Source organism: Halovenus carboxidivorans (assembly GCF_009831575.1).
Classification (GTDB): Archaea; Halobacteriota; Halobacteria; order Halobacteriales; family Haloarculaceae; genus Halovenus; species Halovenus carboxidivorans.
This window is the reverse complement of record NZ_WUUT01000003.1, coordinates 36,597-51,048: the sequence shown is the minus strand read 5'-3', so window position 1 is coordinate 51,048 and position 14,452 is coordinate 36,597. Positions and strand designations below refer to the sequence as shown.

Below are 14,452 nucleotides of genomic sequence, written 5' to 3'. Positions count from 1 at the left end.
CCGGCTGTCTTGGCTCGGCTGGGTCAGACGATGAACCGTCCAATTCTCAGACACAATCTAGCGGTGTCCCATCTATTGTTGAGAACCGACCTGATGGCATCTACATTCCAAGCCACATCGAGGGGATGAAGATGTCAGGAACAGCCGAGCAAGGCGACTACGCTTTCGGGCTTATGTACAGTTACGCTCACCGATTCTGGAACGTCAACGGTGACTCAACTACTCTCACTGAGATCGAGGATGATGACGCTATCCATTTGATGGCGAATGTGTGGGATCCTGAAACGGGGACTGTCCTCCCCGACACTGGACTGTCTGTTGAAATCTACCAGGATGACTCACTGGTGTCACAGGAAACGATCTATCCGATGCTCTCACAGCCAATGGGGTTCCATTATGGTGCGAACTTTGGTCTCAGCGGCGATGGTGCGTATACGGTCAGGCTGAATGTTGGTGCCATGACAACCCGACGAACTGGGTCGTTTCAGGATCGTTTCTCTGAACCGACAACTGCTGACATTCCATTCGAGTACAGTGAACAGGAGCGAAACGAGATTTCATTCGAACGCTTCGATACTGAGGCCGGAACGAATGGTGCTGTCGACCCGAGGGAGATGGAGATGATGCCAGACTCACGTGCACCCTCGGAGAGTACCCTTCCCGGGAGGGTGATCGGCACTGGAATGAGCAACGATGCACAGTTTGTCGTCACTGTTATAGAATCGCCTCCAGCCGGTATTGATGGAGATGGCCAGTACATCGCTGTCTCCTCACGGACACGATATAATCAGATGGTCATCCCTGCGATGGGTATAGAAGGCACATTGTTGCGGGGAGACGAGACAGTCTATGATGGTGAGTTTACCCGAACCCTGGATCCAGAACTAAACTACCACTACGGTGCAGTGGTGGATAGCGTTGAATCTGGTGACGAGCTCACATTACAGGTAACAACCCAGCCACAGACCGCACGACACGAAGGCTACGAGACGGCATTTGGCGGACTCATGGGCGGTATGAACGACGTGACTCTCGCTGTCGAATAGAATAGCCGTTGCCAAGCTCGTTCGAATCGAATCAGTTCTGATACCCGTCGCAAATGTTAGACGGGTCATAAAGCAATTGTAGACGCCGGAACTGAGTTCATGATTAAACAGACAACTTTTGCTGATCTGCAGATCGCCTTCTGTCGAACCCCAGCAGCGTTCGTGTTGAACTCAACGAACACCTGCAGTTCGGTCACTGCTCGACACTGAATTCACGAACCGTGTGTCGGTCTGCCGAATTGGGTATCGACAGAGCTACTGAGAAAGGTGGATGTTTGGAGATCTTCACTCGCGGCTGAGTGCAGCGGCGGTGACGAGTAGCGAACCAACTAGCCAGAGGACGAGGCCAGCGAGGCTGAGCGGGACCGACGCCTGTGCAACAGCAAGTCCTGGCGTGTCGAGAGCAGTCTCGAAGACGAGGCCACGGTACGCGCTGGTCGGCGAAACCGCGAGGACGACCAACAACAGATCACTGCCGATCCGTCCGGCAGCGAACCCACGAAGAATCAACAGATCGACGACCACGACAACAAAGAGCAGCGCCGCACCGGCGAGAACGAGCGCCGTCCGGCGCGAACGGGCCACCGCCGACACCGCAAGCGAGAGGGCGAGAATTGTCAGTCCGAACAGAACTGTCAACAGAAGAAACCGGGCGTAGATGATTGGCGAATCAGCGCCTTGCTGCGTTGCGAGTAACGAGGGTGTCTCGGTACTGGTCACCGCAAGATACCCGCCGAGGCAGACCAGCGGCACAAGGAGCATTACCACCAGTGCGATCGCACGGCCCAGAAAGACGCCGAAGACGTAGTCTCGAACACGGAGCGGGTACGTTTTGAGCACAGCCAACTCACCACGTTCTGCGTCGGAGGCAATCGGCCGATAGCCAAGGGCGAACGCGACCGTTGGGACGAGCAACTCCATTGGTAAGAGCAGATCTGCGACAGTCGGGAGGTATCGCGGTGCGCCGCCGAGAACACCGATGCCGACCACGACTGCCACCAGTCCCGCGAACAGCGCTAGCAGACTTCGAGCACGACCGACGGTGAACAGTTCGCGGACCGCAACTGACTGTACCGACTGTGCCGGCGACACTGCAGGAGTGTCGGTCATCGGTCGGCCCCCAGTACAGTGACAGCGTCGTCCGATCCGCCCGCCACTCCCTCGAAGACACCCCTGAGGGTCGTCGTGTCGTGGTCTGTGAGCAGCGCCTCCGGTGGCGCTGTCTCGACAACGTGACCGGCGTCAACGAGGCTGATCCGGTCGCAGTGCTGTTCAGCGAGCGCGAGGTCGTGAGTGCTGTAGAGGACAGCAGCACCCTCCGCTGCCAGCGACCGGGCGATGTCGATCATTCGCGCGCGCATTCCCGGATCGAGACCGCTTCCCGGTTCGTCGAGCAACACGATCGGGGGATCACCGGCCAGTGCTTGCCCCAGCGCCAACAGTCGAGTCATCCCGCCAGAGAGGTCCTCGACACGACGGTTGGCCGCATCGCTCAGCCCAACGCGTGAGAGTAGGGCCTCGGGGTCGTCATCGACCAATGACGCGTAGAATGTGAGCGTCTCAAGGGCAGTAAACGACGGCCGGAACTCGGGGCGCTGCGGGAGATACCCGATTGTGCGGGGCTGTGTCTCGGCTTCAACGCGAACTGTTCCAGTGGTCGGTTGTCGGATGCCAGCTAGCAGTTCTAACAGAGTTGTTTTTCCAGAACCGTTTGGGCCGATCAGGGCGTGAAGTTCGCCGCGGCGGACTGTCAGCGAGACATCTTTAACGACGGTCACCGAGCCAAACTCTCGCGTAACTCCATCGGCAACGAGAGCAGTCTCGTCGTCTGAGGCACCGTTCGAACGGGATGCTGTTGTCTGGTTAGTCGTCATGAGTTTCTTCAAGTGCTGTGATTGTCTGTGGGCGAACGGGCTCTGAGCGTGGCGCGGTATCGACAACCTGGCTCTCCCGGGAGCCAGCCACTGTTTCTCTGACGGTTTCGAGTATCGTCGCTGCCGGTGATCGGGAGAGTGCGCCGACTCCCGGCTCTCGAAGGTTGGAATCAAGCCGGGCTGTCGGGGAGTACAAACCGTCGCTGAACGCTGTCGGTCGCTTCGACCAGTAGTTGCCGTTGCTGTCGTGTGTCCAGATCCGAAGGGGCCCAGAGCCGACCTGTACCGATTGCTCGTTGTCGACAAAGTCATTTCTCACGACCCGGTTCGAAGGGCGGATTGTTCCGGTTCGGAAGCCGAGTTCGTTGCCGTAGAGAACGTTACGTTCGTACAGCGATTGGTCGGTGCCGCCCAAGATGGCGCGGTCGTTGTTAGCGATGATATTCTCCCCAACGTACGTGTGTGTGCCACTAATATCGAGTCCAGAAGTTGAGTTTCGAACGTCGTTTCCGACGACGGCATTGCTGGCGGGTTCAGTCATAATCGTGATTCCAGCGAAGGCCTCCCGTCGGGCGACGTTGTCGGCCAGCAGCGCGTCGGAGGTGTACATCAGATGGATGCCGTATCGGTTCGAGACAAAACGGTTGTCCCGGACCACTGACCCATCGGCCCGGTGGAGATACACCCCATCACGGCCGTCCTCGAAGGTGCTATGCTGGACGACGACCGGTGACCGGATCGAGAGAACACCCATGAACCCATCTCTGTGGTCCTCGGACCCAACAACGGAGATTCCATCGACGACAGTACCGTTGACATCACGGAGTACAATGCCGCTGGTCGGAGTCGTGATACTGACTTCGTGGACGAACAGATTGGAGACGTTTTCTGCCTCGATGGCTGCGTCGCTGTGGCCGTATCCGGACTCGACGAACGAATCCCACTGCTGGGTATTAACTTCACCCTCCTCGGGTTCGGTCGATTGGCCGACACCCTCGATACTGAGTCCGCTGAGTGTAACATCATCGCTGGCAATCGTGATAACGGACCCGTTGCCGTCGCCACGTATCGTCGCGTTGTGGCCTCGGATAGTCACTGGTCGGTTGACCTGAAGCGTTTCCGTGTACGTCCCCGGGGGAACGCGGATCGTTGTTCCTGGGGTTGTGGCGTCGATCGCCGCCTGGATCGTCGGGGCGCCCTCACCGACGATAACCGACGTTGAGCGGTTGATCAGAGGTTCGGCGGCAGCGACGCTGTCATTTGCACTCGCTTGTTTCGTCTCGACACCCTCACGGACGAGGCCAGCGTGATCGAGATCAATGTTCTTGCTCCGGAGTTCCTCCCAATCGAGCAGGTCACCGCCGTGCTGCTCGGCGAACTGTGCAGCATCTCCGGTCGAACTGAACGGAATAATCGCATCGCCAGCTGGGGTCCGGGCCGCGCTGTCGACGACGAATGTCGCATCCCGAGCGCGGACCCAGTCGACTTCAGTTTCAGTCTGCGGATACCTTTCCTCCGTCAGCGTTGGGTCCGTTCCTGCATAATCGGAGACGTAGATCGCAACGGGTTGGCCAAACTGCTGGGTGTGGCCCGACTGCTGTAATTCGTCGATCATGTATCCGACGCCGCGGTAGCCAACAACAAACTGATACTGCGAGTGAAAGACCTCGGCTTTGGGGAGGGTTGCGTCCGCCGCCCGTAGCGTCTGCTCGTTTTCCGCAGCCATCCCCGTCTCAACCGTCTCGTCGAACGGAACTGGTTCCGGAGCCGTCCCCTCCGCGCCAATAACAAACACGCCAACTGAGAGGGTGACGAGTACAAAACCCACGATGCCGACCAGTCGTAGCGGAATGGCTCTGTCGATTGCCGAGCCGAACATCGAGGTCACGAAAGAGAGTTGAGATATAGCCGAATTTAGCTTCGTTGGTGTGTCTCCCGAATCGAGTTAGGAGTTCATGCCGGCGCCCCGCCGCAGACCGTCGATCAGCGTTCGGTCGATATCGCCGAACTCGTAAACCGTCCCGTCGTACTGCTCTGCGAAGGAGCGAGCATCGGACTCCTCGGAGAACGGGTGCAGTGCGGGCCCCATCCCGCCCATCACGGTGCTCTCACCCACATAATAGAGCGTTTCCGCGTCGGCGAAAGTCTCTGCACCCGTCGGCGACGGCATGGTCGGCCGAGAACTGTCCTCGGGGAGTTCCCACTCGACGGTACTGTAATCTGTGACGTAGATCACCTGAGCATCCCAGCCACGATCCAGCCGTTCAAAGTGGTACGGAAAGAGTCCGTGGACTAGTGTGTGAAACCACGCTAGATTCGCCTGGTCACCGGATTCGCTACCCTCATCACCGTGGCCCTCGTGGGTGAGTCGCAGGCTCGCGGCGCCTGCGACTGGCTTGGGCTGGTTGTCACGGTAGAAGATCTGACCGTTCGGTCCGCCGTGAGTCCCGATCTCCATCCCACCCTGGTAGTCGAATTTCGTCCCTGAGAGATCGACTGGATCGGGTCGGTCCTCAGCGTTCGAGCCACTCGCACCCAAACAACCAGCTACCGAGGCGACGCCGACTGCAGCGGAGGTCTGGAGGACTGTTCGTCGGTTCATCAGCAAAACGTTTGCACTTCGGCATCAAACCAAATCTGGTATTCGTCTCGAAAAACCAGAAAAGCGTGATTACTCATCAAGAAGATCGTCAGTGAGCCGCGAGAACCGGTCGACAAGACGATCAAGCAGGTGCGGTTCGATCTCTCTGAGCAGTCGATAGATTGCTTCCTTCTCCGGGAGCGTGACGACAATCCGGGTGTCGTCGGCATCCATCGGCTCTTTGCGGACGATATCATGTTCTGTAAGTCGTGAGAGATGCCACTCGACAGTACTCCGTGCGAGGTCGAGTTGCGCTGCGAGTTCTTCTGGTGGTGTCGCGTCGTTGCGCAACAGAAACAATACGAGTTCGCGTGTCGTTTCTCGGCGAAGCAGCGCAATCACTTCTCGCTCCCATGCGGAATACGTGGGCGGATAGTAGTGCGTGCGGCCTGCAATAGATTCCTTGTCTAAGTGACCTGCTCGGGTGAGCTTCCGGAGGTGGTACTGTGTCTGACCGGTCGCAATGTCGAGTTCCCGGGTGATATCGTTGAAATGGATCCCGGGGTTTCGGCTAATGCAGTCGCGGATGCGCGACCGTGTATTGGTCACTGGTTAGTCACCTACCTACAGCTATGCTCTTAGGATATCTAAACTACGCGATTCGGTTTGTGTTGGAGAGCGTCGAATCGCTTGATTTCGAGTAGCGTACCTCGACATTCATAACGGCAGAGCAACAACGAAGCGTACGATGATCCCAGCGGACAGGGTCGTTACACTGTTGTATGCGCACCACGGGTGGGCAGGTGAAGCCTCACCGCTTCTCCTTGGGATCATACTACTGGCCAGCCTCGGGACTGGACTCTTATTTGTGATAGCGCTGTTCGCTTACCGTCAGCGGCAGTCAAGACGGTATTTGCTGATCGCGGTGGCGGTCGGAGCGCTGTTTATGCGTTCGGTCATCGGTGCTGGAACCGTGATGGGATACACACCAATGGTACTTCATCATCTCATCGAGCACACGTTCGATTTCTTGATCGCGGCCCTGATCCTATACATCGTTATTCGGAGTGGACCATCGACGGGCGAGACTGAGGACGATTCCCTGTCGACTGACGGTGGAAACACTCGACTGAAATAAGTTCACACAGGTTGGTATCGGACCCCGAATATATTCCTTGAGATAATATGCATGACACCTGTACTGACCGGTTTTCTCACCCGATATTTGAGAAGAATGCCGTGCAAGACTGGCGCACTCCATCTTACACGGCCTTCACAAAACATACGAACGCTGCCAAGATCCTCAGCGGTCAATACGCAGGTCTACTAATCGGCTAACCCAGGTAGATTGCTTGGAACAGGCGCAATCGGATTGTTGTATTCGTCCTTTGAGTCTCGCACGTTGGCTGGTAGCGGTGCCAGCAGGGTGTCTGTCGGTATACCAGATCGGGCGAGAACCTTCCCGACATCGATCCGTTTCCGACCGCTTATTTCACCTGTCCCCGTAGCAGATCCAAGCATGGCCAGCGACCAGCGCGCCGGACCGGAGATCGCCGTTGCCGTCGTCGACGCGGAGACGCCGGGCAACGTCGGGTCGATCGCCCGCTCGATGAAAAACTTCGGGCTGTCGGAGCTACTGCTGGTCGATCCGCCGGAACTCGACCCCGACGGGGAGGCCTACGGCTTCGCCGGACAGGCCCGCGAGGACATCCTGCCGAACGCGACCGAACTCACCTTCGAGCAGTTGGCCGAGCGGTATCACACCGTCGCCTGCACCGCGACGACGAACGAGGACCCGGCGAATCACGTTCGCTACCCCGCGGTGACCGCCGCCGACCTGCCGGATCACCTGGCGGGAGTCGACGGCGACGTGGCCGTCGTCTTCGGCCGCGAGCGGGTCGGACTGACGAACGACGAACTCGCGGCGCTCGACGTGATCTGTTCGATCCCCGCCGACGACTCGTATCCGGTCCTGAACCTCGCACAGGCCGCCACGATCGTCTTCTACGAACTCCGGCAGGTGACCGTCGAGCGGACCCAACACCCCGACCAGATCCACGAACTCGCCGAGAAATCGGAAGTCGAGCGCGTCCAGGAGTACTTCGGCGAGTATCTCGATGCCGTCGGCCACCCCGAGGAGAAGCGGGCGAAAACCGAGCGGATGTTCCGCCGCGTGCTCGGCCGGGCGCAACTGACGCCGCGGGAGGCGCGGACGCTGCAAGGCGTCTTCCGGGACGGAACACAGCGTCTCGACCGCGCGTCGGACGAACGGGAGCGCCGCGAGAAGTAGCTATTCGATGGGCGTGAACCACTCGCTGTACTCGGCCGGCTGTTCCTCGACGATCTCGAAGAACTTCGTCTGGAGTTCGTCGGTCACGGGACCCTTACTGCCGGAGCCGATCTGTTTGTCGTCGACGGATTTGATCGGGGTCACCTCGGCCGCCGTGCCGGTGAAGAACAGTTCGTCGGCGGTGTAGAGTTCGCCGCGGGAGATGGTCGCGTCGTCGTGGACGGTGTAGCCCAGATCCTCGGCGACGGTGATGACCGACTGGCGGGTGATGCCGTTGAGGATGCTCTCCGCGAGGCCGGTCGTGTAGATTTCGCCGTCGCGGACGAGGAAGATGTTCTCGCCGGGACCCTCGGCGACGTTGCCCTCCTTGTTGAGGACGATTCCCTCGACGTAGTCGTTGCGTTTCGCCTCCAGGGAAGCCAGCACGCTGTTGACGTAGGCGCCGGTCGTCTTGGAGTTGGTCGGAATCTGGCTGGAGGAGTGTTTCCGCCAGGAGGAGACGGCTACGTCGACGCCTTCCTTGAGCGCCTCCTCGCCGAGATACGCGCCCCACGGCCAGGCGGCGATGGCGACCCGTTCGGGGCAGTCGGAGGGGTTCAGCCCGAGCATCTCGTAGCCGTAGAAGGCGATGGGGCGGATGTAACAGGAGTCCAGTTCCTGGCGCTGGATCAACTCGATTGTCGCCTCCGTCAGTTCGTCTCTGTCGAAGGGGATCTCCAGTTCGTACGGCTTGGCGGACTCGTAAAAGCGGTCGAGATGGTCCTCCCAGCGGAAAATCGCCGGACCCTTCTCGGTGTCGTAACAGCGCACCCCCTCGAAGACGCCGGTCCCGTAGTGCAGGCCGTGTGAGAGGACGTGAATCTCCGCGTCGTCCCACGGCATGAACTCACCGTCCATCCAGATGGTGTCGACATCCATCTCGTCGAAGCTCATACGCCCATACTCTGTCCCCATCGTTAAGTAGCTTCACGATTCGTTGAGCGAGGGTGGGCCGCGGGGTCGCGTTCCGGTGGATCAGCCGAATAAAAAGCCGTCGATCAGAGCGAGTTCGCCCGCTCGACCAGCGCGGAGCCTTCGATGTACGGGATCCCGTGGGAGTCGGCGTAGGCGGCGGCGTCTCCGGGCGTCATCGCCTCGTTGGTGTGGTCGTCCAGCATCTCACAGACCACGACGGCGGGGGCGACGCCCGCGAGTTCGGCGAGCGCCAGCCCGAGTTCGGTGTGGCCCTGTCGATCCGCGAGCAGGTTCGGCGCGCCCCGGAGGATGTGGACGTGGCCCGGCGAGCGGAACTCGGCGGCGAAATCGACCCGTTCGGGCGTCTCGGCGGCCCGGGCGAGTTCGCGGATGGTAAGCGAACGGTCCTCGTCGGTGATGCCCGTGCGTGTGTCGCGGTGATTGACGGGCAGCGAGAACGACGAGCGGTCGTCGTACGCGAGGTCGTGGTCGGCCGCCGTCGGGTGATCGAGTTCGGACTGGAGGAAGGGGAGATCGAAGGCCTCCGCGACGGCGTCTCCGAGCGCGACACAGATCAGCCCGCCGGCGTCGTTGCGCAGGCGAGCGACCGCCTCGGGCGTGACCGCGCCGGCCGGGTAGATCAGATCGGTCTCGCCCTCGCGGTCGGCGGCGTCGTGGATACAGACCGGCTCGCCGCGCCGGAAGGCCTCGATTGCGGCCTCGACACCGCTCGCGACCGCCGTGGCGTCACTGCTGTGAGACAGAGACGGTCACCTCCGTTCCGTCTTCGAGACCGAGTTCGGTCCGCAGTTCGTCCGGCGCGATGATCTCGAGATGGTCGTCGTCGTGGTGGGTGCGCTCCGGCGAGATGACGTGTGCCTCCTCGTACTCGGCACCGTCGAGGGTGATCGTCGCCGGGTAGCAGTAGGCGGGGCCGTAGGTCCGCTCGTCCGACTCCCAGCCCTCGATGGTGATCGGTTCGAAGGCGTCCAGGCGAGCGCGCGAGCGAATGCTGTCGCCGGTCAGATCGACGTTCAGCGTCCCGGCGAACGGTTCGTAGCCGAGGCGCTCGCGGAACTGCTCCATGTAGCCGGAGAGGCTGATGTAGTGTCGACCCTCGCCCATACCGCTTGTGACGGTCCCGTGGAGGTCGACGGTCTGCTCGCCCTCGAAGATCTGCTGATAGCTCGCGTACTCCGCCTGCAGGCGCTGTTCGCCCGTGGCGGTGATCTCGATCCACTGGCCGTCGCCGACGATTTCTCTGTCGATGTGGCCGGCTTCGTCGAGTTGCTGGAGCCGACGGGATGCGGTCTGGTTCGAGGCGTCCAGTCGATCCGCGAGCGCCGAACAGGAGAGTTTCTCCTCCCCGTCCAGCGCGCCGGCCAGCGCCAGCTCCTTCAGCGTCGTGACCTCGTCGCTTCCGAGGGCCTGCTGTGTCTCTGCCATACTATGACCTGGGGATGCGCTCCCCTTAAGCATAACGCATCCGTTACACATCCCAAAATTGGAACGGCGCGTCGTCGGGCAACGAGAGAGGAGGGAACTCAGCGGATTAACGTCGTCGGTCCTCCTGCGGTCAGGCGTCGCCGCCGGCCTCCGCGGAGTCGCCGGGTTGGGCGGTGTCGTCGCCAGCGCCCCTCTCGGCGGCCGTCTCCTCGATGCTGTCGAGGGTGGCGTTGCTGGCGGCCCGTTCGGCCGGCGACTCGCCGCCGACGTCGAGGATGTCCCTGACCGAGCGCTGGCCGCGCTCGTCGTTCTGCTCGCCGAATCCGGCGCTCAGGATCCGCGTCAGGGCGCGTTCGACCGAGTCGTCGATTTCCTCGTACCGGTCCTCTTCGACCTCGATGACGAATCCTGACGTGATGTTCGGGGCCGTCGGTAAAAAGAGAATGTCCCGTCCATCTGTGGTCGTTTTTCCGGTCTTGAACGCAGTCATCCGAAGTCCGTCCCAGACTTCCAGGCGGACTGGCGCTTGCAGATCACCCGTGCCCGAGAGGGCGGTTTCGACCGCCATCTTCGAGGCGTTGTAGATGACTCGCAGCCCGGGCAACTGATTGATAAGGTCGTCGAGGGCCCGTTCGAGGACGGACCCGACCGCGGTCCGCATCAGGTACCCGACAGAGAACACGAGCAGGATGAAGATGATGATGGAGAGCAACGCCCGCGTCGGGTCGTTGTCGACGGGGATCGGGACCTGTGTGAGGCGGTTGTAGATCCACGCGAGGACGACGACGGTGACCAGCAGGGGCACGAGAATGATGAGTCCGCTCGCAAAATCGCGCTTCCAGGAGGCCATTATCGTCTTATCATTGCGGCTGGCTAATGAGTTCTTGCTTTTGTTCTCCGTGACAACTAAACGCGCCCCCTGTCTGCACTCGGGTATGGATCTCTTCGCTTCGCTCGTGACGGCGATTTGGCTCATGCTGCCCGCGTACATCCCGAACAATGCGGCAGTGCTCGCCGGCGGCGGCCGACCGATCGACGGCGGCCGGTCGCTCGGCGGCCGACGACTGCTCGGTGACGGCAAGACCTGGCGCGGTACCGCGGTCGGCACGACGGCCGGCGCGCTCGTGGCGGTCGCGCTCAACCGACTGAACGCCAGCGCCGCCGAACTGCTCGGTGTGACGCTCCCGGCGTTCCCGCTGTCGGTGCTCGTCGCGCTCCCGCTGGGGGCGATGCTCGGTGACATCGGCGCCTCGTTTCTGAAACGCCGAAGCGGCCGCGAGCGCGGTGCGCCGTTCCCCGGGGTCGACCAGTTGGATTTCGTCGTCGGAGCGCTCGCGCTCGCGCTGCTCGCCGCGCCGAACTGGTTTCTCGACGCCTTCTCGGCCACCGTACTCGGGATTATCCTCGTCGTGACGCCGCTTTTGCACGTGCTCACCAACGCCATCGCCTACGTTATCGGCGTCAAAGACGAACCGTGGTAACGGCTGTCCGACGGACGTAGCGGCCGTATGACCGCGACCGCTGACTGCGAGCGCGAGATTCGGGAGCTTCACGATTTTGTCGCCGGCGACTACACCACAAAGCGGGAGGATTTCGAGCGCGTCGAGAGTGCGCTCCACCCCGAGTTTAGCTTGGTACGACCAAGTGGGTTCGTCGCGGACCGATCGACCGGACTGGAGGGAGTTCGAGAGAGCGAGGGACAGTACGACCCCGGCGAGTTCGATATCGAGATCGGAAACGTCGAGATGATCGAACGCGGGGAAGAGCGGGCGCTGGTTCGCTACGAGGAGTCTGAGGGCGAGAGACACGACAGGTCGACACAGCACGGCGTGTTCGGCCGGCGGCAGACGGGGGACGAGCGCCCGCCGAGTGGCGGCATCTCCACGAGACGCGGATCGAGTGAGTGAGCCCCGGTCGCTCAGAACAATCGCTGTTCGACTGCCCGCCGGAGTCGCCCCGGCTTGTTGGCGCCGTAGACGACCAGCGTGGCGTGTTTTCGTCCGGTCGTGATGATGTCCGAACCGCGGCTGAACAGTCGCTCGGTGAGGTTTCGCTGGACGCCGCTGACGATGAGCACGTCGGACTGTTCGGTCGCGCGTGCGATTGCGCTGTCGGAGTCGGCTTCGACGATTTCGGTCTCGACCGGAGCCTCACAGAGCTCGGCTAGCTCCGTGAGATAATCCGCGGTCGTGTTCCGGCGGCTCTCGGCCGGATCCACGCCGACGGGGAAATAAAACGTGATGGTCGCGTCGACGGCACTCGCCAGCGCGTCGGCCAGTCCGACCTTCGAGGGATCGAACGGGCCCTCGTCGGTGACGACGGCGATTCGCCGGACAGTCTCGTGGTCGAGGCCGGAGACCTCGATCACGTCACACGGGGCGTGGCGTTCGATCCAGTCGGAGTCGCTACCGAGAAGCGTATCCGATCCCGTCGAGCGGTCGATGAGAAGCGTGTCGGCACCGACCTCGGAGGCGTAGTTGACGACGGCGTGTCGGGTGTCGTGGCTGACGACCTCGCCGTAGCGGATCGGGATCTCGGAGTCGGTCGCCCGGTCAGCCAACCGCGTCTCGAAGGCCTGATCGGCCTCGGTGAGCGTATCCGCCGACTGCGGGAGCGGCGTCTGGTCCGGTACCTCGTCGAACTGTGCGACGCGGACACCGCCCTCGCGGGTTCGTGCCAGATCGGTCGCGAGGTCGATCAGCGACTGCTCGACCGCTGGCGGGGTCTGGTCGGTGACCGCCACGAGCACCTCGTGCCCGTCGGTGTCGACCTCGGATTCGGTCTGTTCGACGACATCCCGGCCGACGCTCCGCCGGAGAGCGTCGGTCATCGCCCCCTCGCGATTGACCCCGCCCCGGCGGTAGACGAACAGGTAGTACCACACCATCGATCCGGCCGTGATGACGACGGCGCCGACCAGCGGAACGAATCCGATGTACCGAAGCAGAACGATCCCGCCGACGATCCCGACCACCTGTGGCAGGGGGTACAGCGGCGACTCGAAACTCGGGTCGTAGCTCTCGATCGATCCCTGTCGGAAGGCGATCAGCGCGACGTTGATCAGGATGAAGACGAGGATCTTGAACGCGCTGGCGAGTTTGGCGATGTCCTCGATGGGAACGAACGCGATGAGCACGAGCAGGACCAGACCGGTGATCGTAATCGCGTTGACCGGCGTCTCGAACCGGTCGCTGATCGTCTCGAACAGATCCGGCGCGAGGCCGTCTCTGCTCATCGCAAACGGGTACCGCGAGGAGGAGAGAATACCCGCGTTCGCGGTGCTGATCAGCGCGAGCAGGGCCGCGGCGATGACTGCGAGAACGCCGAAGGCGGGTAAGGCGTTGCCGGCCGCGACCTGCATCGGCGTCTCCGTCGTGGTGAGCGACGCCTTGTCGGCGACGCCGACCATCACGGTCACGATGGCGACGTAGATACCGGCGGTGATGACGAGCGAACCGAGGATGCCGAGCGGGAGGTTTCGGCCCGGGTTCTCGACCTCCTCGGCGACGCTCGCGACCTTCGTGACCCCCGCGTAGGAGACGAAAACGAAGCCGGTCGCGCCGAGAATGCCGTCGATTCCGCTGTCGAAAAAGCCGTCGAAGCGGGCGGTCTCGACTGTCGGCGCGCCGCCGACGATGAACCAGAGCAGGACCGCGAGCATGATCCCGACGATGGCGACCTGCATCTGTCCGGTCTGTTTCGCGCCGACGACGTTGAGCACGATCAACAGCACCGCGACGCCAATCGCCAGCGGGGTGACCGGCAGATCCAACAGCAACACCAGATAGGGAGCGCCACCGACCAGCGCGAGCGCGCCCTTGAACGTGAGCGAAAACCACGTCCCGACGCCCGCGATGGTCCCGAACAGGGGCCCCATCGCGCGCTCGATGTACAGGTACGTGCCGCCCGCTTCGGGCATCGCCGTCGCCATCTCGGATTTACTCAGTGCGGCCGGCAACACCAACACCGCCGCGAGGAAGTACGCGAAGACGACTGCCGGGCCGGCCATCTTCATCGCCAGGCCGGGCAGAATAAAGATGCCGCTGCCGACCATCGCACCGATACTAATTGCGAGCACCGACGGAAGGCCGAGGTCACGTTCTAGCTCTTTCATACTGTCGAGTACTGCTGCATCGGGGGGTGTGTGGCCGCCGGTCTGTCTCGGGCACCGATCGCTTCGCCCGACACCCCCGGGGGAACTGTCGAGTTCAGCGGAACTACTCGGATGTTGGTGACGGAACCGTATAAACTAGCGGATTTT

General features: G+C 61.6%; 15 protein-coding genes. 5 read left to right on the top strand and 10 right to left on the bottom strand.

What is annotated here, in order from left to right:
* The first annotated feature begins 131 nt into the window (after positions 1–131).
* Positions 132–1,046, top strand: coding sequence for an iron transporter (locus GRX03_RS08270; RefSeq protein ID WP_233739904.1), 915 nt, complete (start codon positions 132–134; stop codon positions 1,044–1,046).
* 285 nt (positions 1,047–1,331) lie between these two features.
* Here GRX03_RS08270 and GRX03_RS08265 read toward each other — a convergent pair whose 3' ends face one another.
* The 5 genes from GRX03_RS08265 to GRX03_RS08245 all read right to left on the bottom strand — a co-directional run bounded on the left by GRX03_RS08265 (position 1,332) and on the right by GRX03_RS08245 (position 6,110).
* Entirely contained in the window at positions 1,332–2,156 is an 825-nt protein-coding gene (locus tag GRX03_RS08265) for an ABC transporter permease (protein WP_159763743.1), read from the bottom strand.
* Entirely contained in the window at positions 2,153–2,920 is a 768-nt protein-coding gene (locus tag GRX03_RS08260) for an ABC transporter ATP-binding protein (RefSeq protein ID WP_159763742.1), read from the bottom strand. Before GRX03_RS08260 ends, GRX03_RS08265 begins: the two co-directional genes overlap by 4 nt.
* Complete coding sequence (locus GRX03_RS08255) at positions 2,910–4,799, bottom strand: NosD domain-containing protein (RefSeq protein ID WP_233739912.1); 1,890 nt, start codon at positions 4,797–4,799, stop codon at positions 2,910–2,912. The genes GRX03_RS08260 and GRX03_RS08255 overlap by 11 nt, the downstream gene beginning before the upstream one ends.
* Before the next feature lie 66 nt (positions 4,800–4,865).
* Positions 4,866–5,522, bottom strand: a complete 657-nt coding sequence (locus GRX03_RS08250; protein WP_159763740.1) for a nitrous oxide reductase accessory protein NosL — start codon at positions 5,520–5,522, stop codon at positions 4,866–4,868.
* 69 nt (positions 5,523–5,591) lie between these two features.
* Positions 5,592–6,110 (bottom strand): winged helix-turn-helix transcriptional regulator, encoded by a 519-nt coding sequence (locus GRX03_RS08245; protein ID WP_368278196.1) that lies wholly within the window; start codon positions 6,108–6,110, stop codon positions 5,592–5,594.
* Positions 6,111–6,249: 139 nt separating this feature from the next.
* Here GRX03_RS08245 and GRX03_RS08240 point away from each other — a divergent pair, with 139 nt between their 5' ends.
* Positions 6,250–6,639 (top strand): DUF7471 family protein, encoded by a 390-nt coding sequence (locus GRX03_RS08240; protein WP_159763739.1) that lies wholly within the window; start codon positions 6,250–6,252, stop codon positions 6,637–6,639.
* A gap of 381 nt (positions 6,640–7,020) precedes the next feature.
* Positions 7,021–7,791 (top strand): RNA methyltransferase, encoded by a 771-nt coding sequence (locus tag GRX03_RS08235; protein WP_159763738.1) that lies wholly within the window; start codon positions 7,021–7,023, stop codon positions 7,789–7,791.
* Here GRX03_RS08235 and GRX03_RS08230 read toward each other — a convergent pair whose 3' ends face one another.
* From GRX03_RS08230 to GRX03_RS08215, 4 genes are all read right to left on the bottom strand, one after another.
* Positions 7,792–8,724, bottom strand: a complete 933-nt coding sequence (locus GRX03_RS08230; protein WP_159763737.1) for a branched-chain amino acid transaminase — start codon at positions 8,722–8,724, stop codon at positions 7,792–7,794.
* Positions 8,725–8,828: 104 nt separating this feature from the next.
* A complete protein-coding gene (gene ribB / locus GRX03_RS08225; protein WP_159764159.1) occupies positions 8,829–9,509 on the bottom strand; it encodes a 3,4-dihydroxy-2-butanone-4-phosphate synthase in 681 nt (226 codons plus the stop codon).
* Complete coding sequence (locus GRX03_RS08220; RefSeq protein ID WP_159763736.1) at positions 9,493–10,191, bottom strand: DUF120 domain-containing protein; 699 nt, start codon at positions 10,189–10,191, stop codon at positions 9,493–9,495. The genes ribB and GRX03_RS08220 overlap by 17 nt, the downstream gene beginning before the upstream one ends.
* Positions 10,192–10,321: 130 nt before the next feature.
* On the bottom strand, positions 10,322–11,041 hold the full coding sequence (locus GRX03_RS08215; RefSeq protein WP_159763735.1) for a DUF502 domain-containing protein: 720 nt from the start codon (positions 11,039–11,041) through the stop codon (positions 10,322–10,324).
* Between the two features lie 85 nt (positions 11,042–11,126).
* Here GRX03_RS08215 and GRX03_RS08210 point away from each other — a divergent pair, with 85 nt between their 5' ends.
* Both GRX03_RS08210 and GRX03_RS08205 read left to right on the top strand, forming a co-directional pair.
* Entirely contained in the window at positions 11,127–11,672 is a 546-nt protein-coding gene (locus GRX03_RS08210; protein WP_159763734.1) for a CDP-2,3-bis-(O-geranylgeranyl)-sn-glycerol synthase, read from the top strand.
* Positions 11,673–11,699: 27 nt separating this feature from the next.
* Positions 11,700–12,098 (top strand): DUF4440 domain-containing protein, encoded by a 399-nt coding sequence (locus GRX03_RS08205; RefSeq protein ID WP_159763733.1) that lies wholly within the window; start codon positions 11,700–11,702, stop codon positions 12,096–12,098.
* Between the two features lie 11 nt (positions 12,099–12,109).
* On the opposite strand, the gene GRX03_RS08200 is transcribed toward GRX03_RS08205, so the two are convergent.
* Positions 12,110–14,305, bottom strand: coding sequence for a universal stress protein (locus GRX03_RS08200; protein ID WP_159763732.1), 2,196 nt, complete (start codon positions 14,303–14,305; stop codon positions 12,110–12,112).
* Between the last annotated feature and the right edge of the window lie 147 nt (positions 14,306–14,452).

Coding starts and splice junctions, on each gene's coding strand:
- GRX03_RS08270 (WP_233739904.1), top strand. CDS start 132: ATGTCAGGAACAGCCGAGCAAGGCGACTACGCTTTCGGGCTTATGTAC.
- GRX03_RS08265 (WP_159763743.1), bottom strand. CDS start 2,156: ATGACCGACACTCCTGCAGTGTCGCCGGCACAGTCGGTACAGTCAGTT.
- GRX03_RS08260 (WP_159763742.1), bottom strand. CDS start 2,920: ATGACGACTAACCAGACAACAGCATCCCGTTCGAACGGTGCCTCAGAC.
- GRX03_RS08255 (WP_233739912.1), bottom strand. CDS start 4,799: ATGTTCGGCTCGGCAATCGACAGAGCCATTCCGCTACGACTGGTCGGC.
- GRX03_RS08250 (WP_159763740.1), bottom strand. CDS start 5,522: ATGAACCGACGAACAGTCCTCCAGACCTCCGCTGCAGTCGGCGTCGCC.
- GRX03_RS08240 (WP_159763739.1), top strand. CDS start 6,250: ATGATCCCAGCGGACAGGGTCGTTACACTGTTGTATGCGCACCACGGG.
- GRX03_RS08235 (WP_159763738.1), top strand. CDS start 7,021: ATGGCCAGCGACCAGCGCGCCGGACCGGAGATCGCCGTTGCCGTCGTC.
- GRX03_RS08230 (WP_159763737.1), bottom strand. CDS start 8,724: ATGAGCTTCGACGAGATGGATGTCGACACCATCTGGATGGACGGTGAG.
- GRX03_RS08220 (WP_159763736.1), bottom strand. CDS start 10,191: ATGGCAGAGACACAGCAGGCCCTCGGAAGCGACGAGGTCACGACGCTG.
- GRX03_RS08215 (WP_159763735.1), bottom strand. CDS start 11,041: ATGGCCTCCTGGAAGCGCGATTTTGCGAGCGGACTCATCATTCTCGTG.
- GRX03_RS08210 (WP_159763734.1), top strand. CDS start 11,127: ATGGATCTCTTCGCTTCGCTCGTGACGGCGATTTGGCTCATGCTGCCC.
- GRX03_RS08205 (WP_159763733.1), top strand. CDS start 11,700: ATGACCGCGACCGCTGACTGCGAGCGCGAGATTCGGGAGCTTCACGAT.
- GRX03_RS08200 (WP_159763732.1), bottom strand. CDS start 14,305: ATGAAAGAGCTAGAACGTGACCTCGGCCTTCCGTCGGTGCTCGCAATT.